The following is a 23,830-nucleotide window of genomic DNA, read 5'->3' on the forward strand; positions in this document are numbered from 1 at the left end:
GGGATGGTCTATGTTTGCTTCATATTTTTTATATTGATTAGCTGTAAAGCAAGTTTAATTTCTTCCAGCGATTTTTTTTCGAGGATGGGGTTTATTTCTGCCATCAACTGTTTTCGTTCATCTTCAGTTAGGCAGAATCGTTTTTTATGCTCATTCATCATGATACTTCCCCTTTTACATCCTTTAATATCAGCTCAATCTTTCGCTCAACTTGCTCCTTCAATACTTCACCATGGTATTGGAAGGGTATAATTTTACCGCGATAATTAAAGCTATAGATACATTCGTTTTGATTGAAGCATTGATACTTTTCATAGGTAACACCCTTTTTGTACAAGGATTTTGATACTTTATTAAACTCCTCTTTCAACATTTCTAATTGCTGGGTACAGAAAGATAGATAAGGTCGCTTCACCTTAAATGATTCAAATAATTTCTGATCGTGTTTAACCGACTTTATCGCTAATTCTAATATGACATACAGGTGGATTATTGATTTTATTTCTTTCGTTAAATCCATGCAGCACACTCCCTTCCCAATTCTCTTTAATCTGAAATTAATTATACGAACATTCGTTCTCAAACTCAAGAATTATATTGATCATTTTTTAATTAATTAAAAAGAACATGCAATGATAATAATCAAAACATGTTCTTAAATATAAATTAGAGTGCTTATAAGGGAGTAATTAACCCTCGAATTTTTTCATGCTTATTGCGTTTTTTAGTGATATATCAAATGACTCCTATATACCCGCCATTAAATAAAATCTATTCCTTTTTGAAGAGATATTTTGTTCCTTCCAAGGTTACTTCTTTTTCCTCTACTGCACCAGAGATGGTAATTTGAGCTATTTTATTGTCATCTTCGATTTTTTTAAACTTTAATAAACAATTCGGCATTTTTACTGTTTTGGAAGAGTGTGCATCTTCAACTTCAAATTCAAATACTTTTCCCCACTCAGTTGCAGTTGATAAGTCCTCCACTTCAAACTGGATTTCTTTAATTTGAACATGACCAAGCTGATGAGGCTTAATTGTTCCTGACTCAACCAGGTCTTTAAAACGATCATTATCTTCCCCTTCCCATTGAATAATGAATGGGAAATCAAGGATTTGTCCCTTTTTACCAAAATGAAGAAGCTTCCATTTTAAAACAGAACCATCTGGGCGTGTTCTAGAAAATTCATCAGGGCCATAAACCTCATAGCCTAATAATTCTAGATTTTCTGCAGCCTTGTCGATAAAATTTGTTCGCAAAGCGATTCGAACTACGCCATTTTGATATTTCATCTTTTTATATGTTTCATGTAATGTGTACGGTTCGCTAGCTGATTTTTCAAATAAATTCTTATCATAGATACCGATAAACTCAATATAAGATAAGTCAAAATAACATAATGAGTTATAGGTTCCCCACATCTCATGTTTTCCACCTTTAACAGTATGTAGCCCAAGTTCACTCGCAGATTCAATTAGCCGCTCAGGTTTTTCCACGAAATGTACAAGATGATCTAGTAAATACACAGCATTTCCTCCTACAATTTTCAATCTATTATGTTCGTATTCATTTTTCCTTCTATTAACTCGGTATTCCATTCTTTGCTGACATCAACCCATTCAACAGCCCTTGAATATTGTTGTAATTCATCGCATGTTACTTCAATAGCAGAATTTATGCTTCCACAGGCTGGAAATACCGTATTAAATCGTTTCATTGAAATATCTAAATATACTTTTATATCATTTGCTAAACCAAAGGGACAAACCCCTCCGATGACATGTCCTGTTTGTTCTACTACTTCCTGGGCGCTTAACATTTTCGCTTTAATATCAAATTGAGAGCGAAATTTTTTATTATCTATTTTTGCATCTCCAGCTGTTACTACCAATATTGCATTTCCTTCTTTATCTTTAAATGACAAAGTTTTTGCGATTTTTGCAGGAGTTACCTGCAGTGCATTTGCAGCTTGTTCAACGGTAGCACTAATTTGTTCATATTCTAATATATCTTGTTCACGATTAAATTTCTTCAGATGTTCTTTTACACTTTGCAACGACATAAATTCCAAACCCTTTCAATTCGATTTACAATACATTATACATGGAATATTCGGTGAATTATAAAAATGATGCTTTTCAACATAAAAAAAAAGACTAGAAGAATCCAGTCTTTTCAACATTATCTGTTTGCTAAAATTTCAACTAACTTATTGGCGGTTTTTTCTTTTCCGTCTACCCTCACAACTTCTCCATTTTGAACTACAATGAAATGCGGCTCGTCCATCCCGTACAGGGATTTAGAGCTATTGGCTACCATAAACTCTGCATTTGATGATTCCATTCGTAATTTAGCTCGGCTAATTAAATAATCAACATCATCAGTTGATTCTAATTTGAATCCAATTAGAGTTGATTCAGGAGACCATCCTTTAATTTGCCCTAAAACTTTCGGCGCTTTTTTAAAATGAATGATTGGCGGCACGTCTGAAGGCATTTTCCCTTGTTCCTCCATTAAATTACCCGATTGGTCAAATATCTTATCAATGATCCAATCAGACCCAGCTGCCGCCATAATGATGAAGTCAACAAATTCATTCTGTACGATGGATTCTATTTTCCTAGCCAAATCTTCTATTCCTTCGAATAGCGTTAAGCGCATTTTTGATGCATGTTCGGGAAGCTTGGCAAAGTAACCATGTAAATAAATCACTTCTGCCCCTGCTGCCAATGCAGCTTCTGCAAGAAAGCACCCCATGGCTCCTTTGGACAAATTAGTATGCCCTCGCACATTATCCCATTTTTCCAATGTACCACCACTTGTTATTAAAACCTTTTTGCCTTTTAATGTATTCACCGTAATCACCTATTTTTTATCGATATTTTCATTATCTCCATTATATATTAAGAATTACCAATAAAGTTATTAATATGATTAAAAAATAGAGATGGGGATAAAAGATATAACGATTGAATTCTAAGGAATATGGCACTTTTCAACAACAGAATAAAAACAAATCTATTAAATTGCAGTTTTTAAGTCTATTTCTGATTTTCAAAACATATAATTAAATATATGTCCGATATTTCTAATAGTTTTAAATAAACTATTATTTTTCATCGGATAGCAAAGTCGTTATTATTATAATTGGATAGTAATATCGAAATGTGCTTATTCTATTAATATTTTCAACTAGAATTATTGAAAAGGAAGTGTTGTTCATGGTAGGACGAAATGACCCTTGCCTATGTGGAAGTGGAAAAAAATACAAAAAGTGTTGTGAAGGAAAACAACAAGTTACGACTGAAAAAGTGTTTTTAGATGAAATCGAACACGTACTTCAAACATTTTATAATGTATACCCTGAAAAGAAAGATATTAATGATTATATTAATATAGTAAAAGAATGGTCACCTAAGCTTGAAACACATTTACAGCGTGAATTGATTGAAGCAGTGGCTTTGGACGACTTTTTCTTCCATAAACGTCCAGATATTTGGACAAGTTATTTAAAACGAACAATGAAAAAAATGATTCGTCCAAAAATGGTTGACCTATTAAATTGCTGGAACCACCCAACTATGTTTATCGGTGAAGTTGTTGCAATAGAGGAAAAGTATTTTAAAGCCATTCATGGTTTAACAAAGGAAGAACTTTATATTCGCCGCGAATCAAATCGAGTAATTCCTGAAGGTATGCAAGTATTTTCTTTCCTGCTTCCTGATGGCTCTGAAGAAGAAAATCATTACTTGGCTGTATCTACACTGATTTTCTTCCCAACAACCTACAAACAAGCATTTGAAAACTTTGCTAGTCAGTTCGATGGTTCAATCAACTCAGTTGAACAGTTTTCACAAGATAATCACTTAAATTTCTGGGTTAGCCTAGTAGATTCTGGTTATAGTGGCGAAGAATATACTTCCTTCGAGATTGAAGTTGTGGATCTTGCAAAGCAATTTTTAGAAGAAAAGAATATTGAAGCTCCTCAATTACTAGTATTACTGGAAGATTATTTGGTCGAGAATAAACCTAAAGCGAGAAAACCAGCCGCTATTGCTGCCGGTGCAATTCGTTTTGCTCAAGAAAGAGGCCTATTGGAAGGGACTACTTTCACAATTAAAGAAATCGCTGAAAACTTTGGAGTTTCCTCTTCTTCTTTAAACAAGTATTATCAAGAACTGTTAGAATATAATGCAGTTTTAGTATAAAAATACAACATTAAAATCCTCTCAAGCATTTAGCTGAGAGGGTTTTTTTAGGTTTATTTTTGACGGAACCTAAAACCCTTGACTAAAAAAACAACCGCCTTCTATATACAGAGGCGGTAATTAAAAATATAACTATTTAAATAAATGTATATCATTATCCTTATGGGACAAATTATTCATAACAAATTAAATTTACTCGATTAGTTTGAGTACTATAAGTTTTATCGTTTTTCATATATTTTCAACAATTCCTGCCCTAAAAACTGTAACTGTTCCCCAACAGTACATTGATCAATACAAAATTTATGCGCACCCGTTTTACCGCGTTTTTTGCGCAAATCCCCTTTAATAGGACAGTCGTTGCAATAAGTATCTGTTAATTCGTCAATATCTTTAATTACTGTATTTTTATTCACAATACTCCCCCTTTACTCGAGCATTCCCCTATTTTACTACTTCCGTTTTTTATTTGTCAAAATGGCTGCATTACCCCTTGCAATACTTATTTTTTATTTAATAAGATATAATATGGTTAAAATGAAATAATTCATTCGAAAAAGTGGGGATCTTATTGTTAGAAGTTTATATTGATGGTGCAAGTGCTGGTAATCCGGGTCCAAGCGGGATTGGCATATTTATAAAAGGTGAAGGTCATCATATTAAAATTAGTGAATTTATCGGTGAGACAAACAATCATATTGCTGAATTCATTGCATTGAATCGTGCATTGGAGGAAGTAAAAAAAATTGGCTCTTCCCTTGTCTCCGTCCGATCTGATTCAAAAATAGTTGTAGCCTCTATAGAAAAACAGTATGTGAAAAACGAAGAATTTAAACCTTACTTGGAACAAGCAGTGCAGCTTATCGAATCTATAGATATGTTTTTTATCAAATGGATTCCTGATAGCCAAAATAAAGCAGCGGATGCTCTTGCAAGAGAGGCTATATTAAAAGGAAAATAACCGGTGATTATATAAGAATGTCAAAATGTTTTATTGGTATATTCTATGCTGAACCCAGTAATTTGTATAAGGCAAAACAAATAGGAATGTCTTAGGCTATCTCTTTAGACATTCCATCATTATTCAAGATTCGATTGTTTTTGAAAGTTCAACCTTATACAATAAAGCACCAATTGCTCCAGTAAATCCACAGTCATTTAAAAATAGTGGATTATGTTTTTTCAAGGTTGTATAGTTCGCAATGACCTGTTTTAAATGCTCATTATTTGTTAAAGTTGAACCGATATAGATAATACTTTCGCATCTTTTTTCTTCAGCAAATTGAATACTTAATGTTGTAATAACTTCTCCTACTAATCCTTGAATTGTTGCTAATAGGTCATTCGTATCGTGTTTAACTTTATCTAATATGTTAACGTTTCCAAAATTACTTGCAGTTAAATGACCCTCAATCGGGGGCTCCATGCCCTTAAAAATATCCTTTACGAATAAATCAATGCCTTCACGGCTTCCAATTCCAGCATTTAAAGTAATTTGTTCGAAATCTGAGATTCCTGTCATAATTGTTGCAAGGCCAGTTAATGTGCCTCCACCGACACCTGTTCCCCCAACTCGAACATGACCAAAGTCATCCATATGATGAATCGAAGTTCCTGTACCGATATTCGTAATAATGGCATTTTCAACTGTATGGCCATTTTTCTCCATCAGATACTTTACACCTTTAAGCGTCGCCTCAAATTCAACTAAATATTGAATCGATTTCATTGTTTTTAACACATCTAAAAGCTGTTTTGTTCTGCCGCCTGTTAATCCGATTTCTTCTATGTGTGGATGATCTTCAATCCAAGCTTTCACTTGTGAAAAATCATTTGAAGGAAATACTACAAAATCCATTTCATCTTGCTCATTTATAAAAGCAATTTTCGTTAATGTTCCCCCTGCATCAATACCTATTACATTTTGCATAACCGTTCTCCTTTTACAACCGCTTAACATGCAGTAAAATCAACCACTTGATTTACTGCCCGATTGGTTCAACTAACAACCAAAGGGGAAGTGAAAATTCCCCATAAGCTGAAAGCTCACTTGATATCTCTCTCACTAAACTTTAACTTTCTTTGATTTATCCTGCAATTATTTTACCTTAATATTCATTTACAAAATACCAAAAGATTAATAAACTTAAAAATCCTAAGCTAAAAAAGTCTCTTGAGAGGATTAGATATGAACTTCTTCTTTATTAAATAGATGTCTTTTTTCAAATTCACCTAAGATGTTTTTTTCATATTTATTAAGCAAACCAGATAGTTTTCTTTCGTACTGCGGGATTGTAAGGCCATTTAGCGTGAATTCATTTACAGCTTCTTCGGAATTCAAGATTTGTTGTAATGTAATGGTTTCCATTTTTGGAAAAACTGCCTGATGCAGTCGATTAATCTTCGACAGCTGTTTTAATCCACTTCGTGTGATTAACACTTTATGATGCATATCTGAAATAATATCCCTTAGAAATGTTTCAACTTCATCGTTAGGGTGAATAATTGTTCTTTCTACCTTTTCAGTTACACCCTCTGCTATTTCACGTTGTTCTACCTTGGTTTCACAAAGCAATAATTTATTTATTGTCTTAATTGAATGAATATCAACTGATCCTGATGAGGAGATACTTCCGTCAATATAGGTCAAATATAAATCACACTCATCTTCCTGCTGCTTGAATTCACTTAGCACGAAACCAAATTCGTTTGTTCGCTGCTTTTCTATTAACTCCGCCCCGTTCGCCTCTTTAAAAATATTATATAAACTAATAGCGTCTGCTAGTCCCCGATGTTGGATGTTTGATACAATCTCATAGATTTCTAATAATTTCGAAAGACTTGGCTGCTCCTTTAGTTGGTTTTCTATCATATACTTTTGCTGAAAATCTACGAAAGGATACAGGAAGCTTAAATCCATCTTATGGCGCAGTAATTCTTCTTCAAGCACTTTGCGGTCAAATTCACCAAAGGCAACTAAAATTGTATCGCCTTCACACCACTTCATAAATTTTGGCATGACATCTTTTATTGAAGGAGCTCGTAATATTTCTTCTGTTGAAATTCCTGTCAGTTTTTGAATATGAGCATTTAATTTTCGAAATTTATGCGGTTGAATAAGTTGCGAAAATTCTTCAATTGTTCCATCTGGCAACCACTTGATTGCTCCGATTTCAATAATATTCTGTTTACCACGTATCAATGTAGCTTCTACATCGACAAATATGTAAGTATATTTACGCACCATCATTCCACCCTAACTCTTCGAACAGGTTTCACCCTGCCTTTTTGTAAAATCTAAGAAGTCTCGAACCTTTCAATTGTAAATGTTAATCTATAAAAATTTACAATCTGTTAACTTTATTGTAACGAAAGAGAAAAATAATGACACATCTATGTCAAAAATCACATTATATCACTCATAAATAATAGAATATGGCGTGATTCTCAAGCAGGAATTGCTCAAATCATTGAATCATAGGAAAAGAGATACGTTTACAAAAAAATTGGATTATCTATTTTTCATTTCAAGAAAATTAATGTACCATTATATAGATGTATTTTATGAACGAAAGGAAAATTCGAAATGTCTGACAAAGAACTCCTTAAAGATGCAATGAGAGTATTAAAAGAAACAAGCCGTACGTTTTATATTCCGATTACATTCTTGCAAAAAGAGTTAAAAACCGCAGTGGCAACTGCCTATTTAATGATGCGAGCAATTGATGAAATTGAAGATAGTGAACATCCACTTGTGACAAGTGATTTAAAACATACTATATTAATGGAAGTAAGCAGCCTTTTAAAAGAGCTGGATTTTAATGAACAAAAATATTTTGAAATTATCAAACCCGTACAGGAATATATGCCAGAAGTGACATTACGTCTTGCTGATTGGATTGCTCTTCTACCAACAGGTTCAGAGAAAATTGTAAAAGATGCCACAAGCGAAATGGCAGAAGGTATGGGGAAATGGGCTAAGAATGACTTCCGCGTTCGTACAAAAGATGACTTAGACGAATATACATACTATGTAGCAGGATTAGTTGGCGTTATGTTATCAGAGCTTTGGGAATGGAATGCCGGTGTCAAGACAGATCGAGAACTAGCAATTGGCTATGGTCGAGGTCTGCAATTAGTAAATATTTTACGCAACCAAGAAGAAGATTACCGAGAGCGTGGCGTTAGTTTTGTTCCTGAAGGTTGGACAAGAAATGACTTGTTCCTATATGCGGAGGAAAATCTAGAAAAGGGTGACCTTTATATAAAGGATATTCACAAACGTTCCATATTATTATTTTGTCGACTCCCTCTTGCACTGGCACATAAGACATTAAAATCCTTAAAAGAAGGTAAAGAAAAGATGTCTCGAGAAGAAGTTGAAAAAACGGTTGAGGAAATTCAAGCTGACTAGCAGAAATGGAGATGTCTCAAGCTTCAATGAGACACCTCCATTTCTTTTTTTCGTATGTTTTTCTAAATAACTAGTTTAATAAGCATGCTAGACTGCTTGAAACTGTTCTGTATATATTTGGATATTATTTCTTCCATTATCTTTCGCGGCGTAAAGAGCTTGGTCAGCATTTCTTAGGGCTTGTTTAAATGCCTCCTCTTGATTTAAAGGGGTAATTTGAATAGATGAAATGCCAAAGCTAGCCGTTACCATTATGTGATCATTATGAAAATAAGTAAGACTTTCTGAAATTGCTTTTCTGATTGTGTCAGCTAAATTTACTGCTTCTTCCACATTGAATGCTGGCATTAAGATAATGAATTCCTCTCCACCATATCGCCCAATTAAATCTTGTGATCTTAAGCTAGTCTTAGCCACATGTGCAACTTTGCTTAAAACGACATCCCCCGCTTCATGTCCGTACGTATCATTAATCATTTTAAAATGATCAATATCAAACATAATCAAAGTTGCATCTATTTCCTTATGTAGGATAGATTCTAGGATGGCAACAGTTTGATCCATAAAATATCTTCTATTGCAAACTTTTGTTAACCCATCGAAGTTTGCAAGCTCACTTAGCTTTTGCTGCATCTCTATCCTTTCAGTAATATTCGCAAAAGTTACAATTGTACCTATACTGGCACCCCTCTTATTTACCACTTGTGAAAATCGAACTTGATAGTGTTCATTTCGAATCCCTTCGACACACTCATATTCACATTCCTCACCCCGTGTAATAAGCTCTACTAGTTTTTCATTCCCAGTAAGCACTATGGCAATCCCCTTACCAATTGAAAGAGTCCCCAACACAGGCATTACACGGAGAATTGCCTTATTAAAATCGACGATTACTCCTTTTTCGTTTAAAACGATAACCCCTTCAAGCATGTTATCAAACACCCTTTCCCTTGCGATAGGCAGTACATTAAACATCTGAAGAGAAAAAAGTGCAACTCCATGAAGGATAAAGGATATACTCATAGAAACCGGTCCTAAATCAATTCCGTATGGGCTTAAATCGTTTAAATAAAAGGAATTTGCTACTATGGGTGCAAATAATCCTGCAACCATTATGATCAACTGCACCCGAAATCGGAAAATCGATTTTTTCAACTGCAAAAGCAGAATGATTATACTAGTTGAAAGGCATAAGAATAAATAAAAGGAATGTACATAGAAAAAGGGTCCATACTCAAGACTAACAATCGGAAAAGGAGCATCTGCCCGTAAGCCAACTGCCGAATAATAAAGATGATGCAGTTCGTTAGTGTGGTGCATAAAGACTGTTACCAAAGGGAGACTAAATAGCAGAAACAAATACCGTTGTCTAAGTTTTATTCCTATATACTCCAGACACATCAATAAGATAAACGCAGGTATAAAAGGCATAACGATATATTCTAGACCTAACCAAAATTTAATCTCTTTTAAAGTAGCGGCAGACAATTCAAAAGCATATAAAAAGGTGAATATCGCCGACAATAGTGTGACAAACATATATTGTCTGGCTCCTGGAGCATTTTTTAGTTTTAAATATGAAAATAGCGATAAAGTTAAACTTAAAACTCCTGCAATGATTATTAATAGTCTATAAAACAATAACTCATTACCCATTTTTATCTCCAAACCAATAAAATCAATTTTCTATCATTATATAATTGGATTCTACGAGATGACTAGTAATTTTTCCTCACAGGATATTCTTTAAAAATTCTTGTCTTTGTTCTTCTGGTACCATATTACCACCTGTTGACCAAATTAAATGAGTTGCATTATCCAGTTGCAAATTATTTTGTTCTATATAGGACTTTCCTTCATTGAATAGCGAGATAGGCCCATACATAGCAGCATGTGCAGATGGTTCCATAAAAATATGCTCACGCTCCCACATTTCTTTTATGCTGCTAAACAAAAAAGAATCCTCCACTGTGTAACAGCCACTTAAAATAGGCTCCATCAATTTGCCAACAAATTTCGAAGCTCTCCCTACCGCTAGACCGTCAGCTTCCGTTTGATTTGTTAACCCTATATCAGTCACTGTAATGTCATCATGGAGGCCAGTCATCATCCCTAAGAGCATACAAGGTGATTGTGTTGGTTCTCCAAAGAACAGATGCACATTGTCACCATAGATTTTCTTTAATCCATAAGCAATCCCACCTGGACCTCCCCCTACACCACATGGTAAATAGACGAATAAGGGATGAGCAGCGTCAACATTTATATTTGCATCATGTAATTGTTTTTCAAGTCTAAGAGCTGCAACTGCATATCCGGCAAAAAGGGCCTTCGAATTTTCATCATCTACAAAATAACACTTAGGATCCATTTCCGCCTGTTTTCTACCTTCTTCTACTGCTTTACTATAGTCAGATGAGTATTCGATTACTTCAACCCCTTTTTCACGAAGCAACTGTTTTTTCCATTCTTTTGCATCACTAGACATATGTACAGTTACTTGAAAGCCTAGCTGAGCACCCATGATTCCAATACTTAGCCCTAAATTTCCTGTAGAGCCTACTGCTATCTTATATCCGTTAAAAAATTGATAAAATGCATCATCGTTAAATCTGGAATAATCATCATTATAGCCGATTAAATTATTTGCAATAGCAAGCTCCTCAGCATATTTGAGCACTTCATAGATTCCTCCACGCGCTTTAATGGAACCCGAAATGGGTAAAGCATGATCACATTTCAGCAACAACTTTCCAGATAACCCACTACCGCTTTTTTCATCCACCCATAATTTCATGTATGGAATTTCTTTAATTTCAGATTCGATGATTCCTTCCAGATTCATTGTATCGGGAAAGGCTGATTTTATATAAGGTGCAAATCGATTTAGCCTTTGTTGAGCTTCCAGTACCTCGTCAAAACTAAATTGCTCTTCCTGTACTTGATTTTCCTTTTTTTCATTCAACCAAAAAACAGTATTTGACGTAATTATGTCACCTATTAATGGATACTTATTTATTAAATTATTTACTTTTTGTTTTTCAAACATGGCTATTTTATTCCCCCTCTTTTTTTGTCGAAATTGCTTGTTCACAAATTTGTTGAAATTTATTTGCAAAGGAAATATTATTTTTTTCTGTTCGTTTTTTTGGTCCTTTTGTGCGTCCACCTGATCTTCTGATTTTCGCACTTTCATATCGAAAAGCTAACAATTGGTCAATGTTGTCCGATGTCATCTCTCTCCCATTTTGGTCAACAACAAATGCCCCTTTTGCTAAACACATTGCGGCTAATCCATAATCTTGAGTAATAACAATATCGTACTTATTTATGGCATTAACTAGCTTAAAATCTACTGAATCTGCACCTTTAGGGACCATTATTGTTATTGCATTCTCTCTTTCTATACGATGGGAAGTATCGCAAAACAAGATAGTTTTCATCTCATATCGAGATGATATAGACAGCGCTAAATCAATAACTGGACACGCATCTGCATCGATTAATAATTGTAAAATGGTTACTCTCCTCCTAAATAAAATCATCCTTATTTATTATTCTAAAAAATCTTTTTTCATCAATTTAGCAAACTCCCATGGACATGTAATTAAAAAAACTGATTGAATTGTTAGAAAAATCATACTAATATACACTCAATAACAAAATTAGGAGATGACATAATGGCGACACATACTTTGGGAACTAAAACACCGGCTGAAAGCTACATTCATGCTGTATTCGAACAATTAATAGCAAAGAACGCACACCAACCTGAATTTTTACAAGCTGTGGAAGAAATTTTTTTATCATTGGTACCTGTATTCGAGCAGCATCCCGAATATATCCAACATAATATTCTTTCACGAATTACAGAACCTGACAGAATAATTTCATTCCGTGTTACTTGGCAGGACGATCAAAATCAAGTACAGGTAAACCGTGGTTACCGTGTACAATTCAACAATGTTGTAGGACCATATAAAGGTGGATTGCGTTTCCATCCATCCGTTAATGAATCCATCATGAAATTTTTAGCATTTGAACAAATTTTCAAAAACGCTTTAACAGGGCAACCTATTGGGGGTGCAAAGGGTGGCTCTGATTTCAATCCAAGAGGAAAATCAAATGGAGAAATCATGCGTTTTTGCCAAGCTTTCATGACAGAATTATACCGCCATATCGGTCCGGATGTCGATGTTCCTGCTGGAGATATGGGAGTAGGAGCAAGAGAAATTGGTTACCTGTTCGGACAATACAAACGTATCCGTAGTGCACATGAAGCTGGCGTGTTAACAGGGAAAACACCAGGCTATGGTGGATCGTTAGTGCGTAAAGAAGCAACAGGGTACGGGTTAATTTATTTCGTAGAAGAAATGTTGCGAGATATGAACGAAACATTTTTTAATAAAACTGTGGTTGTATCCGGATCTGGTAATGTAGCAATTTATGCTATAGAAAAAGCTCAGGATTTAGGTGCAAAGGTTGTAGCATGTTCAGATTCGGACGGTTATATTTTTGACCCTGATGGTATTGACTTAAACATCGTGAAAGAAATTAAAGAAGTTAAAGCTGAACGCATTAAAACGTATGTAGATTACCGTCCAAATGCAACTTATACGGAAGATTTCCACGGTATTTGGTCCATTCCATGCGATATTGCATTACCTTGTGCAACTCAAAATGAAATTGATGGGGACTCTGCACATATCCTCTTTGCAAACGGAGTAAAAGTGGTTGCGGAAGGTGCAAATATGCCTTCCAATTTAGAAGCGATTAACGTATTTTTAGAAAACGGTATCCTATTTGGACCCGCAAAAGCTGCAAATGCAGGTGGTGTAGCAACCTCAGCTTTGGAAATGGCACAAAATTCCGGGCGTAACTATTGGACTTTCAAAGAAGTAGATGAAAAATTACGTGAAATTATGAGATCTATTTATGCGGAAAGTAAAGAAGCCGCTCATAAGTACGGTAGTGCAGGAAATTTAGTAGTCGGTTCGAATATTGCAGGGTTTGTTAAAGTTGCAGACGGTATGATTACTGAAGGCGTATATTAATTTAGTATTTTTATAGTAGAAATTCGGGAGAGCATTCAAGACGATATGCTCTCCTTTTCTATTTCTCCCCTAACAATCCATAAAAATTTCAAAATCAACTACAAAGTTTGGAATTTTCTATCAATAGATGTTCAATTGCAGATAAATGTGATACAATTTATTTCGAATACCGGAATACGGGAGGGAATGGAATGCTTAAAAGAAACGAAGTTAAACTTGAAGAAACGTGGGATTTAACTCCCCTATTTGAAACAGAGCAGCTTTTTGAAGAAGCAATAGAAGCTGTCTTAACACAATCAAGCGAGATTGAAAATGAATTCAAAGGGAAAATTGTGAGTGCACAAGATGCAGTAAATGTGATTGCTGCATACCAAAATTTATATGAATCACTAGTTCCTATTGGTACGTATGCAAGCCTTTCACTAAGTGAAGATCAAACAAATGATGAGGCACAAATGCGTTCGGCAAAAGTTGGTCAAAACTATTCAAAAATTGGTGCACAGCTTTCTTTTATTACAAGTGAGTTACTATTATTAGATGAATCTGTTCTAATAGAGGCAAAAGGCTTGGCACCACAATTTGAACGTTATATTGATAACCTGATCCGCAAAAAGCCATATCAATTGCATCCTGAAGCAGAAAAAGCTTTAGCTGCGTTCGGTACAACTTTCGATGCACCTTATCAACTATATAACACAACAAAATTAGTAGATTTAAAGTTTGATAATTTCGAAGTAAACGGTCAAAGTTATCCTCTAAGTTATAATTCCTTCGAAGGTGATTGGGAATTAGAAAGCGATACCGAAATTCGCCGTACAGCATTCTCATCATTCTCAAAAAAATTACGCGACTATCAGCATACAACAGCTAAAACATATGATACTCATCTGAAAATTGAAAAAACGGATGCTGATTTACGTGGCTATGAGACAATATTCGATGCCCTTCTCTTTGACCAAGAAGTAGACCGCGAGCTTTATAATCGTCAAATTGATCTAATCACAACAGAATTAGCTCCTCATATGCGTCGTTATGCAAAGCTATTACAAAAAGAGCATGGATTGGAAAAAATGACATTTGCCGATTTAAAGATCTCATTAGATCCAACATATGAACCGAAAATTTCCATCGAAGAATCCCGTCAATATATGAACGATGGTTTGTCAATCTTGGGTGAAGATTACCAAAACATGCTAGATCGCTCTTTTGATGAACGTTGGATTGATTTTGCACAAAATGAAGGAAAATCGACAGGTGCCTTCTGTTCAAGTCCGTATGGAAAACATCCATATATCCTAATCTCTTGGACAAGCCGCATGAATGAAGTATTTGTTCTTGCCCATGAATTAGGCCATGCAGGTCATTTCTATTTAACACACAAAGAGCAAAATATCTTCAACTCAAGACCTTCTTTATACTTTATTGAAGCACCATCTACAATGAATGAGATGTTAATGGCAAACCATCTGTTGTCAAATTCAAATGATGCTCGTTTCAAACGTTGGGTAATCTCAACAATTGTCACACGTACTTACTATCACAACTTTGTAACACATTTATTAGAAGCGGCTTATCAACGTAAAGTCTATGAAATCATAGATGATGGCGGTAGTGTTAATGCTTCGATTTTGAATAAATTAAAGCGCGAAGTTTTAGAAGATTTCTGGTGCGATACAGTTGAAATCACTGAGGGTGCTGAATTGACTTGGATGCGCCAGCCACACTATTACATGGGCTTATATCCATATACGTACTCAGCAGGTCTAACAATCGCCACTCAAGTATCACAACGCATTCTAAATGAAGGCGAGCCAGCTGTACAAGATTGGCTTAAAGTTCTAAAAGCAGGGGGAACAAAATCACCTGTAGAATTATCTAAAATGGCAGGTGTAGATATTACAACAGATCAGCCATTAAAAGATACGATTGCTTATATCGGTTCTTTAATAGACCAGTTAGAAATGCTTTCAGAAGAAATTGCGGTTGAAAATGTATAATCCATAAAAAACAGAGGTGTCTCGACTTGATTGAGACACCTTAGCTTTTATAGTTAATTGTAAACAATATCGGAACCTAGCCTTGAAAACGCAAGGCATGTAGTCGAATGTGAAGATCCCTAAATAATATCTTGACGCAGCTTAAACTCTCAAAATATTAAATTACAACGCTATCTTTTAACACCTTCGGATACAATTCAGATACTCCAGATTGAATAGCTGCTTCCCCCACTGCTTTAGCGACTGCCAGTGCCACTCTTTCATCCAATGCTTTTGGAATAATGTATTCTTCGGAAAGTTCTTCATCTGTTACTAGAGATGCGATTGCTTCCACTGCTGCAAGTTTCATATCTTCATTCACATCTGTTGCCCTTACATCCAGTGCACCTTTAAAAATCCCCGGGAAGGCTAATACATTGTTCACCTGGTTTGGATAATCTGAACGGCCTGTCCCAATTATACGAACACCCCAGCTTCTCGCATTGTCATAAGTGATTTCAGGATTTGGATTTGCAAGTGCAAAGACAATTGGATCATTGCTCATTGATTCAATATGCTCTTTTGTCAGCAAGTTTGCTACAGATACACCGATAAACACATCCGCTCCAACAAGTGCTTCATCAAGACTGCCGGTTAAGTTTTTAGGATTTGTTAAATGAGCAATATTTTCTTTAATTGAATTCATTCCTATTTCTCTGCCATTGTAGATGATACCCGTTGAATCACAAACTACAATATTTTGATAGCCCTGATGAAGTAATATACGAAGAATGGCAATTCCCGCTGCCCCAGCCCCATTAATGACAATTTTTAAATCTTCTTTGTCTTTTTTTACGATTTTTAACGCGTTTTTCAATCCTGCTCCAACAACAATCGCCGTCCCATGCTGATCATCATGAAACACAGGGATATTACACTCTTTACGTAACCGATCTTCTATTTCAAAACATCGCGGTGCAGAGATATCCTCTAGATTGATAGCACCGAATGTTGGAGAAATGAGCTTTACTGTTCGAACGATTTCATCTACATCTTTAGTATCTAAACAGATTGGGACTGCATCCACATTACTAAATCGCTTTAATAGTAAAGCCTTCCCCTCCATTACAGGAAGTGCTGCTTCTGGTCCGATATCACCCAAACCTAATACTGCTGTACCATCTGTAACAACCGCAACCAGATTCCCCTTAATCGTATAGTCATAAACAAGTGAACGGTCTTTTTCAATTTCAAGACAGGGTGCAGCTACTCCTGGCGAATAAGCTAAACTCAAATCATATGAGTCTTCTACCGGTACTTTTGAATTAATTTCTAATTTCCCCTTATATTGTCCATGCATTTCAATCGATTTTTTCATTAAATCCATTTTAGCCACCCCGTTTGTTTTATTTTTAAAAACTTTATATTTTCGTATCATAGTGCTTTATTTGGATGAAGTCAACAAAAATATTCTCAAAAATACGTAAATATGCTGCTAAAAAACGATAATTTGATAAAATACAGTGTATATCAAATTTAGTATGATAGTATTTTTTAGCAAATATTATTTTACTGAAATAATATGTGAAAACGTTTTTATAATTTGAATTTCCAATTTATATAACATTCTTTATGTGAAGGTCTACACGTATTGCTTTATTGAGTGTAATATGAAATATTTCACAAAGTCTTTTGCTCATTTCTTCACATTCTTTATTATTTTTTCACATTTTTGTCAATAAAAAATGCTACATACATATTAAAAATGTACATAGCATTTTCTAATTCGGATTTGAATTTTATTTCTACTCTGTTAATTCAATCAATTGTTCCAGCAATTCATATGGTACATATGTCTTACCTTTTTCAAGTATTGTAGGTTCTTCCTGAAAATAGCCAAGTGCTTTGTTGTATCCGTAGTGTTTTGACCCTACAGTTATTGTAAATGAAACATTGCCTTTAGAAACGATAATTACTTTTCCTTTTGATTCCACTTGGAAACCTAGTTGTTCCGCTACTAGTCTAAGCGGAATCATCGTTACACCATTCACTTCGTAATAATCCTCATCTGCAATAGCCAGCGCTTTGTCGATTTTTGATGGCTCTTTTTCTAAAACGATTATCTTAAATGGTGCTGTTTGTGCTGGATAACTCTCTAACACATAATTATAGAAAATAAGAACATCTTTCTCCGCTATTGCATCCTTCGACATTTTTCTTCCGGATAAATCATGTATTTCAGTTTCATCAGTTAGATTAATCACTAAATCTTCTTTTTCGTTTAAAAGCTGTTTATTAAATTTCTGTAGCTCAACTGTGCTCGGATCTTTTGATTGAACAATGATCACTTCAGGTGAATACCTAGGAGGATAAATCATAATCATGGGTTTTCTGGAATCTATAAAAGTCGTAATCTCTGCTCCTTCTATCAATTCTACCTTTTCTCCGGCATTATTCAAAACTAGGGTAGTATCATCATAGTACAGACCAAATTCTTTCTCGCCTGTTTTAACAGTTGCATAGTTATTCCCTTTTGGATCTGCTTCAATTGAAACGATTTCTCCTGTAACCTTTAAAAAATTACTCTTACTTTGTTGAACTTCTTCCACAGCTGGATTTTCAGTACCCTCAGCAGACACTGTTGGAAGCAATAATAAACTGCTGATCAAAGCTGAAGATATAAGTATAGGCGCATATTTTTTCATTTGCTCTCTCCTCTTTTTTTCTTTTCAATTCATTAGTCGGACAACATATGGAAAAGTTACAAAGTAGTTGAAACATTATTAAAATTTAACTAATCGCTTGTTTCATATCCTCTATGATTGATGTGACAATATGCATTGAATCCCATTCCCCGCCAGAGAGCTTCGTGATTGGGTATTTACGTTTAAATAGACTATCATGAATTTGCTTAGAAGAAAGCCCCTCCTGATACTGCTCGATTACTTGCTGCTGTATATTAAATAAATAATCTCTCTTATTCTTTAAGCTCTTTCTACCATCCTTTATAAACCCTGCATGGCTGCAGTACACCTCACTAAAGTCATAAGTTAAAAGATGCTCTATTGATTGTATGATTGTAGGTATGCTCTCTTCTCTTAGTACTACTTTCGTTTTAGTTTGGACATAGAGGTCCCCTGTAAAAAGTTGTCCCGTTTCTTTATTTAGAAATGCAAGATGATCCTTTGCATGACCAGGTGTTTTAAAACAATCAAATCGGCTGTACGTGATGAAAATCTGCTTCCAATAGCCTTGGCTTTAAATGGTTTTCGCTTCCCCCAGAAAACCTTTCTGTAAAGTGGATACTCGGGATTCCTTCCACAAACTTGTACAGACATTTCATGTATATATATTGGTACATTTCGTTTTTGTTCCAAGATGGATGCGCATCCACAATGATCCTCATGTATGTGGGTTAATACAACTTGTTCAATATCCGATTCCAATAGAAACGGTTCAAAATGTTTACTCAGAGACCTGGAACCTGTATCAATTAAAACACCATCTATCATAAAACAATAAACATTAAGAGAAATCTTGCCCAAAGTAACCTTCCCATTTGCATAGATTACATTTTGATGGCTTCCAAAATCAATGGATTTCTTCAATAGCATTTTTCCATCCCCTTTTTAAAAACGTCAATTATTGAATGACTATTCATTCATTCTTTAATAAGAATAAAACGTATAACTTTTACATTATACGTTTTATCATTCATTTACTTATTTTCCCCTGTTTCAACCTCATATTGTGTAATCCAGTCACTATAGCTTCCTACATAAAGCTTCAAATTTTCATACCCTGAATCTGCTAGTATCGCATATAAAGGTGATGCCGTTACACCTGAACCACAATATACGACAATTTCTTCATCTCGATTAAATTTTTCGAGAAGCTGTTCATTGGCGTGCAGTTCAGAGCCCTGTTTCAATTGCTCCCAGTCGAAATTTTCCGCCGTAGGTATATGGCCTGCCACTTTATCAATTGGCTCGTTTTTCCCAATGTATCTTTCATTTGAACGAGCATCTAATAATAGGGCTTTTTGAACTCCATCGACAATATTTTTCACATCTGCTGAATTTGAATAGATTGCATCATTCCAATCTAGAACCAAATCGGTAACGTCATACTTTGACTCTTCCACTGTTAAAGATATTCCAGCTTCCTTCAACGCCTCAATGCCGCCATTCACGATATAAACATTTGGGAAATTTGCATACTTTAACATCCACCAGGCGCGAGCTGCAAAGGGTGCCCCGCCTTGGTCATAAATATATATACTGTCATCATAATTTAAACCCGATTGTTCAAATAAATGCTGGAGCTGTTCTTTTGAAGGCATTGGATGACGGCCTTCACTTTTTGTCATATCAGATAGATCTAGTTCTAAATCCCAGTATATCGCACCTTGTATATGTCCACTATGAAAGGCTTGTTTTCCCCAATCTCGATCCTGAAGATTAAAACGAGCATCAATAAAGCGACCAGCCTTTACGTCGCGAGCAGCAACGAACACTTTTCCCATTTACTTTACCTCCGATTTTTGTAAATCATAAAAGATAGATTTCCACATCTCTAAGCGATTTACCTCTTCAAGAAGTAATTTTTCAGTCTCAATTTGTTTTAACGCCTGTTTTAGTAAATAGTTATTCAAGTTTTCCGATTCGTGTTCAATTAAATCAGTTGCCCAATGAGAGATTTTCTCTTTTTCTGTATCGACATAAATTTGTGCATCCGGTTTAGTTAATTCTTCTAATGCCATTTTCAGATTTTCTTTTTCATTTTTTTCAAAGAATGTCTTTGTATTTTTGAAATATGATTTAACCGAAGCATACTTCTTTTCATCTGCAAAAGGACCTTTAAAGTCTAATATTTTTGGCTCTTCCGACTCGAAAGTAATGAAAGAGAAGCTCGGATTTAATTCTTTTAAGGAACGAACCTCTTCTTTAAAGCGTTCAATTATTTTCTTTTGAATAAACTGTGCTAAACGGAAATTTGTTACACGCAGTTCTTGTGCAAAGTCAAACCTTAACGCACTGATTGTTTCCTTTAATGCCTGCTCTAATGCTGTTTGAACCGGCATAGATGAGAAAGTAGATGGATTATAGCTTTCTCTAAAGAAATCAGGATAACGATAATAAACCCGTTGCATTACATAATAGAGGAGTTCATCTAATTCCTGCTTCATATCACTCTTTAATATGTTAGTTGATAAACTGCTATATCTTTTTTGTACATAGTGTTCCAGCTGTGCAAGCTCTTCGAGGCGCTCATCTTTTCGTTTTAGGTTGTCTTCAGTTTGTGTTATCAAATCTGCCAGGCGTGCTTGAGTTTTCTCAACCTCTTCATGTAACGCTTGTACGGCAATAGCAGCTAGTTCTTCATTTAAGAAGTGATGGAACGATTGCTCAAACGGCGCCATACCCGAATTGAATGAATTGGATTCAACTTTTTCACGAAGAGCCAGCAAACTTGAAACACCAAATAATTTAGGGAAACGGATACCAAAACGTTGCAACTCAGTTTTCACATAGTTTTTAACATCCTCTTCTTCATCTGGTGTAGATGCTAAATCAATAGCATTTACAATGAAGAACATCTTATCAAGCTCGAAAGCATCCTTCACACGACCTAATTGAATCAAGAATTCGCGGTCTGCTTTGGCAAATGCATGATTATAATACGTAATAAATAAAATCGCATCTGCATTTCGAATATAATCGAAGGCAACTCCAGTGTGACGGGCATTAATCGAGTCAGCCCCTGGTGTATCTACCAGCGTTACACCCATTCTTGTTAATGGACTATCAAAATAGAAATCAATATTATCGACAAAACATGATCGATTTTCTTGTGCTACGAATCGTTCAAACTCTGAACGCTCTACTCGGATTGTTTGCCCCAGCTGTGATTCATATGTTTTAAATCCTTGACTAAACGCTCTAATAAAGGATTTATGAACATTTAACCGCTCATCTTTTAATGGTACAGCCAGTCCTTCATCAGCACGATCATAAGCCTCTTGTAATGATTGAACTGTAAGGCCGATCTCTTCATACGAACCTTTAATATCCTCTAACAATTGTTCCTTTGTTTTTAAGTGAACATCTGCTGTCTCGTGTGGATGGTCTTTTGTAACAGGTCGAATTTTATTAATGGCAGCAGTAGTTGGATTTGGTGAAACCGGTAACACCTGTGATCCCATTAAGGCATTGGAAAAACTTGATTTCCCTGCACTAAATGCCCCGAATAATGCGATTGTAAAATCCTTTTGCTGTAGTCGTTCTACTTTTTTCTGTAAAAACTGTGCTACTTCTTCAAATCCATCAATTTTCTTAACTGCATTTGCAGTGCGAATAGCCGCTTCAATTACTTCTTCACCTTTTTGATTGTGGATTGATGCTGCCTGAATTTGGCTAGATTCTTCTTCCACTTTAACTTCCTTTTTCGCTAGCATGGCCGGATCAAAAGGACGTATTTCTTTAAGAGCCTGCTCAAAAGCATCGTGCCAGTTATCGAACTGTCGCTTCGCACCTGAACGTGTATCTTTTGTTGCTGTCACAATTTCTTTTTCAGCGCTTAGCTTATAATGATTCAATTTTTCAATCGAATGGATAGCATCCACTTTTTCCTTTAGTACTTTTATCTTAGCTTGAACTGGAGTGGATAAGTTTTGAGATGCGTCCTTTAATACAGTCTCCTGTTGATCCTTCCATTCATCTGTTGCTTCAATAAAATAACGTTTCGTAGCTTCTGCAACACGATTTGCAAAATTTAATAAAGCATCCCCTGTAAGAAGTGACCCTTGTTTTATTTGACCTTCGATTAATGAGAAAGGTACATCGAATTGAAGAGCATCAATTTGTCCTGCTCGATCGTCTGTTAAAACCCCGACCTCTTTTAGGGATTGCTTCATTAGATTTCTTAAATGACCTATAATTTGTGATTGCAATATCACCTTATATTGTTCATAAACGTCTTCAATACGGCGTTTCTTTTCTTCTTCCGTTTTCTTTTTAGCAGAGAATAATCCGCCCACTTTAAAGCCTTCTTGCGTACTTTCCAAATACGCACGTAATTTTTCACGGAAATCAGCAGGAATAATCGCTGCGTTTTCTAATAACTCCTTGCGTCGATCTTTAAACGTTTCATTCCAATTTTCATTGGAAAAAAGTTCTGTTTGGAGGTTTAACTTATCATACTGTTCCAATAAATCGTGGCGATTTTCCCACTCGTCGGTACTTAGAACATTTTCATAGTCCGAAAGTAAAGATTGTTTTTCTTCCTCTAAATAAGCAAGATGTTCATTTTGCAGCTTTCGCAAAGTATTTTCAGCTGTCGAAACAAGCTGCTTTTGCCAATCTTCCATTGAATCCATGACAATTTTCTTTACTGTGTCAAAGTCATTATGCGGGTGATCGAATTCTCTAAGCGACGTGAAAAAGATGCCCTTTGGTTCAACTCCCCACGCTGAAAAGGATTGCTGTACGGATTGTTTAAACGCATCAAATGAAAGTTCATTTTCTTTATGCTTATCAATTTGATTAACAATTAAGTAAACATTCTGATTATATTTCATCAGTTGCTTTGTGAATTGAAAGTTTAATTCAGATTGAACATGGTTGTAATCCATTGTATAAAATACGACATCCGCTATATGAAGTGCGGATTCAGTGGACATTGCGTGGGCATCATCTGTCGAGTCAACCCCAGGTGTATCCATAACAGTTACACCCAATGGAAGTGAGGATCCACTGTGTCCAATTTCAATTTGAGACACAAGATCACCATTTTTGCTTAATTCCTTCACTGTTTTAAAATCATAGCCTGCTTCAAACTTTACTGGCTTTTCATGATGCATATAAACGATTGCATAATCTTCCTCAGACTTATGCACTTTCACAATGTTAGCACTCGTCGGGATAGGACTAGCTGCTAAAATGTCCTCCCCGGATAATGCATTAATCATGCTGGACTTACCTGCAGAAAAATGACCTGCAAATCCGATTACATATTCTTTTTGCAATAGTTTTCGAGCAAATAAATGAAGCTTCTCCATTCGTTCTGTATCTTCATTGTTTTGATAAATTATGTATTGTATCGCAGATTGCTGTAATAATTCCTGTAATTTTTCTTCAAAAGAACTCATGCAGATAAATACCCCTTTGCCTCATTAT

22 protein-coding genes are annotated in these 23,830 nt (G+C 35.3%); 5 read left to right on the plus strand and 17 right to left on the minus strand.

Annotated elements, in window-relative coordinates; genetic code table 11:
- Positions 1–8: 8 nt before the first annotated feature.
- The 5 genes from ACFQU5_RS03640 to ACFQU5_RS03660 all read right to left on the minus strand — a co-directional run bounded on the left by ACFQU5_RS03640 (position 9) and on the right by ACFQU5_RS03660 (position 2,857).
- Positions 9–161 (minus strand): hypothetical protein, encoded by a 153-nt coding sequence (locus ACFQU5_RS03640; protein WP_390284851.1) that lies wholly within the window; start codon positions 159–161, stop codon positions 9–11.
- Entirely contained in the window at positions 158–520 is a 363-nt protein-coding gene (locus ACFQU5_RS03645; protein WP_390284853.1) for a YhjD family protein, read from the minus strand. The genes ACFQU5_RS03640 and ACFQU5_RS03645 overlap by 4 nt, the downstream gene beginning before the upstream one ends.
- A 251-nt stretch (positions 521–771) precedes the next feature.
- A complete protein-coding gene (locus ACFQU5_RS03650; RefSeq protein ID WP_390284855.1) occupies positions 772–1,527 on the minus strand; it encodes a VOC family protein in 756 nt (251 codons plus the stop codon).
- A gap of 20 nt (positions 1,528–1,547) precedes the next feature.
- Positions 1,548–2,063 carry a YbaK/EbsC family protein gene (locus ACFQU5_RS03655; RefSeq protein ID WP_390284857.1) on the minus strand — a complete coding sequence of 172 codons (516 nt, stop codon included), beginning with the start codon at positions 2,061–2,063 and terminating at the stop codon, positions 1,548–1,550.
- A gap of 119 nt (positions 2,064–2,182) precedes the next feature.
- Entirely contained in the window at positions 2,183–2,857 is a 675-nt protein-coding gene (locus tag ACFQU5_RS03660; protein ID WP_390284859.1) for a phosphopantothenoylcysteine decarboxylase domain-containing protein, read from the minus strand.
- A gap of 365 nt (positions 2,858–3,222) precedes the next feature.
- Between ACFQU5_RS03660 and ACFQU5_RS03665 the strand changes: the two genes are divergently transcribed.
- A complete protein-coding gene (locus tag ACFQU5_RS03665) occupies positions 3,223–4,209 on the plus strand; it encodes an SEC-C metal-binding domain-containing protein (protein WP_390284861.1) in 987 nt (328 codons plus the stop codon).
- 221 nt (positions 4,210–4,430) lie between these two features.
- Here ACFQU5_RS03665 and ACFQU5_RS03670 read toward each other — a convergent pair whose 3' ends face one another.
- Positions 4,431–4,625, minus strand: coding sequence for a zinc-finger domain-containing protein (locus tag ACFQU5_RS03670; protein ID WP_390284863.1), 195 nt, complete (start codon positions 4,623–4,625; stop codon positions 4,431–4,433).
- 155 nt (positions 4,626–4,780) lie between these two features.
- On the opposite strand from ACFQU5_RS03670, the gene ACFQU5_RS03675 reads away from it, so the two are divergent.
- Positions 4,781–5,170, plus strand: a complete 390-nt coding sequence (locus tag ACFQU5_RS03675; RefSeq protein ID WP_390284865.1) for a reverse transcriptase-like protein — start codon at positions 4,781–4,783, stop codon at positions 5,168–5,170.
- A gap of 123 nt (positions 5,171–5,293) precedes the next feature.
- Here the strand turns inward: ACFQU5_RS03675 and coaW are convergent, their stop codons facing one another.
- Together coaW and ACFQU5_RS03685 are read right to left on the minus strand one after the other, a co-directional pair.
- Positions 5,294–6,139, minus strand: coding sequence for a type II pantothenate kinase (gene coaW / locus ACFQU5_RS03680; protein WP_390284867.1), 846 nt, complete (start codon positions 6,137–6,139; stop codon positions 5,294–5,296).
- Positions 6,140–6,391: 252 nt separating this feature from the next.
- Positions 6,392–7,459, minus strand: coding sequence for a 3'-5' exonuclease (locus ACFQU5_RS03685; RefSeq protein ID WP_390284869.1), 1,068 nt, complete (start codon positions 7,457–7,459; stop codon positions 6,392–6,394).
- Positions 7,460–7,795: 336 nt separating this feature from the next.
- On the opposite strand from ACFQU5_RS03685, the gene ACFQU5_RS03690 reads away from it, so the two are divergent.
- A complete protein-coding gene (locus ACFQU5_RS03690; protein ID WP_390284871.1) occupies positions 7,796–8,623 on the plus strand; it encodes a squalene/phytoene synthase family protein in 828 nt (275 codons plus the stop codon).
- 87 nt (positions 8,624–8,710) lie between these two features.
- Here the strand turns inward: ACFQU5_RS03690 and ACFQU5_RS03695 are convergent, their stop codons facing one another.
- From ACFQU5_RS03695 to ACFQU5_RS03705, 3 genes are all read right to left on the minus strand, one after another.
- Complete coding sequence (locus ACFQU5_RS03695; RefSeq protein WP_390284873.1) at positions 8,711–10,279, minus strand: histidine kinase N-terminal 7TM domain-containing diguanylate cyclase; 1,569 nt, start codon at positions 10,277–10,279, stop codon at positions 8,711–8,713.
- A gap of 76 nt (positions 10,280–10,355) precedes the next feature.
- Positions 10,356–11,672: a D-serine ammonia-lyase gene (dsdA, locus tag ACFQU5_RS03700; protein ID WP_390284875.1), complete on the minus strand. Its 1,317-nt coding sequence runs from the start codon at positions 11,670–11,672 to the stop codon at positions 10,356–10,358.
- A 7-nt stretch (positions 11,673–11,679) separates the two neighbouring features.
- On the minus strand, positions 11,680–12,168 hold the full coding sequence (locus ACFQU5_RS03705; protein ID WP_390284877.1) for a YaiI/YqxD family protein: 489 nt from the start codon (positions 12,166–12,168) through the stop codon (positions 11,680–11,682).
- A gap of 135 nt (positions 12,169–12,303) precedes the next feature.
- Here ACFQU5_RS03705 and gdhA point away from each other — a divergent pair, with 135 nt between their 5' ends.
- Positions 12,304–13,677, plus strand: coding sequence for an NADP-specific glutamate dehydrogenase (gdhA, locus tag ACFQU5_RS03710; RefSeq protein WP_390284879.1), 1,374 nt, complete (start codon positions 12,304–12,306; stop codon positions 13,675–13,677).
- A gap of 191 nt (positions 13,678–13,868) precedes the next feature.
- Entirely contained in the window at positions 13,869–15,674 is a 1,806-nt protein-coding gene (pepF, locus tag ACFQU5_RS03715) for an oligoendopeptidase F (RefSeq protein WP_390284881.1), read from the plus strand.
- Positions 15,675–15,831: 157 nt separating this feature from the next.
- On the opposite strand, the gene ACFQU5_RS03720 is transcribed toward pepF, so the two are convergent.
- The 6 genes from ACFQU5_RS03720 to ACFQU5_RS03745 form a co-directional block, all read right to left on the minus strand.
- Complete coding sequence (locus tag ACFQU5_RS03720) at positions 15,832–17,040, minus strand: NAD(P)-dependent malic enzyme (protein ID WP_390284883.1); 1,209 nt, start codon at positions 17,038–17,040, stop codon at positions 15,832–15,834.
- Positions 17,041–17,458: 418 nt separating this feature from the next.
- Complete coding sequence (locus tag ACFQU5_RS03725) at positions 17,459–18,358, minus strand: stalk domain-containing protein (protein WP_390284885.1); 900 nt, start codon at positions 18,356–18,358, stop codon at positions 17,459–17,461.
- An 85-nt stretch (positions 18,359–18,443) separates the two neighbouring features.
- Positions 18,444–18,686 (minus strand): hypothetical protein, encoded by a 243-nt coding sequence (locus ACFQU5_RS03730; RefSeq protein ID WP_390284887.1) that lies wholly within the window; start codon positions 18,684–18,686, stop codon positions 18,444–18,446.
- A gap of 131 nt (positions 18,687–18,817) precedes the next feature.
- Positions 18,818–19,267 (minus strand): MBL fold metallo-hydrolase, encoded by a 450-nt coding sequence (locus tag ACFQU5_RS03735; RefSeq protein WP_390284889.1) that lies wholly within the window; start codon positions 19,265–19,267, stop codon positions 18,818–18,820.
- A gap of 104 nt (positions 19,268–19,371) precedes the next feature.
- On the minus strand, positions 19,372–20,178 hold the full coding sequence (locus ACFQU5_RS03740) for a sulfurtransferase (protein WP_390284891.1): 807 nt from the start codon (positions 20,176–20,178) through the stop codon (positions 19,372–19,374).
- The gene (locus tag ACFQU5_RS03745) at positions 20,179–23,802 is read right to left on the minus strand and encodes a dynamin family protein (protein WP_390284893.1); all 3,624 of its coding nucleotides are present in this window, start codon (positions 23,800–23,802) and stop codon (positions 20,179–20,181) included.
- Between the last annotated feature and the right edge of the window lie 28 nt (positions 23,803–23,830).

Source organism: Ureibacillus sp. GCM10028918 (assembly GCF_042666115.1).
Taxonomy (GTDB): Bacteria; Bacillota; Bacilli; order Bacillales_A; family Planococcaceae; genus Ureibacillus.

What these genes read in the sequence shown, in the direction of transcription:
- ACFQU5_RS03640 (WP_390284851.1), bottom strand. Translation starts at nt 161, where the DNA reads ATGATGAATGAGCATAAAAAACGATTCTGCCTAACTGAAGATGAACGA.
- ACFQU5_RS03645 (WP_390284853.1), bottom strand. Translation starts at nt 520, where the DNA reads ATGGATTTAACGAAAGAAATAAAATCAATAATCCACCTGTATGTCATA.
- ACFQU5_RS03655 (WP_390284857.1), bottom strand. Translation starts at nt 2,063, where the DNA reads ATGTCGTTGCAAAGTGTAAAAGAACATCTGAAGAAATTTAATCGTGAA.
- ACFQU5_RS03665 (WP_390284861.1), top strand. Translation starts at nt 3,223, where the DNA reads ATGGTAGGACGAAATGACCCTTGCCTATGTGGAAGTGGAAAAAAATAC.
- coaW (WP_390284867.1), bottom strand. Translation starts at nt 6,139, where the DNA reads ATGCAAAATGTAATAGGTATTGATGCAGGGGGAACATTAACGAAAATT.
- ACFQU5_RS03685 (WP_390284869.1), bottom strand. Translation starts at nt 7,459, where the DNA reads ATGATGGTGCGTAAATATACTTACATATTTGTCGATGTAGAAGCTACA.
- ACFQU5_RS03690 (WP_390284871.1), top strand. Translation starts at nt 7,796, where the DNA reads ATGTCTGACAAAGAACTCCTTAAAGATGCAATGAGAGTATTAAAAGAA.
- ACFQU5_RS03695 (WP_390284873.1), bottom strand. Translation starts at nt 10,279, where the DNA reads ATGGGTAATGAGTTATTGTTTTATAGACTATTAATAATCATTGCAGGA.
- dsdA (WP_390284875.1), bottom strand. Translation starts at nt 11,672, where the DNA reads ATGTTTGAAAAACAAAAAGTAAATAATTTAATAAATAAGTATCCATTA.
- ACFQU5_RS03705 (WP_390284877.1), bottom strand. Translation starts at nt 12,168, where the DNA reads ATGATTTTATTTAGGAGGAGAGTAACCATTTTACAATTATTAATCGAT.
- gdhA (WP_390284879.1), top strand. Translation starts at nt 12,304, where the DNA reads ATGGCGACACATACTTTGGGAACTAAAACACCGGCTGAAAGCTACATT.
- pepF (WP_390284881.1), top strand. Translation starts at nt 13,869, where the DNA reads ATGCTTAAAAGAAACGAAGTTAAACTTGAAGAAACGTGGGATTTAACT.
- ACFQU5_RS03720 (WP_390284883.1), bottom strand. Translation starts at nt 17,040, where the DNA reads ATGGATTTAATGAAAAAATCGATTGAAATGCATGGACAATATAAGGGG.
- ACFQU5_RS03725 (WP_390284885.1), bottom strand. Translation starts at nt 18,358, where the DNA reads ATGAAAAAATATGCGCCTATACTTATATCTTCAGCTTTGATCAGCAGT.
- ACFQU5_RS03735 (WP_390284889.1), bottom strand. Translation starts at nt 19,267, where the DNA reads ATGCTATTGAAGAAATCCATTGATTTTGGAAGCCATCAAAATGTAATC.
- ACFQU5_RS03740 (WP_390284891.1), bottom strand. Translation starts at nt 20,178, where the DNA reads ATGGGAAAAGTGTTCGTTGCTGCTCGCGACGTAAAGGCTGGTCGCTTT.
- ACFQU5_RS03745 (WP_390284893.1), bottom strand. Translation starts at nt 23,802, where the DNA reads ATGAGTTCTTTTGAAGAAAAATTACAGGAATTATTACAGCAATCTGCG.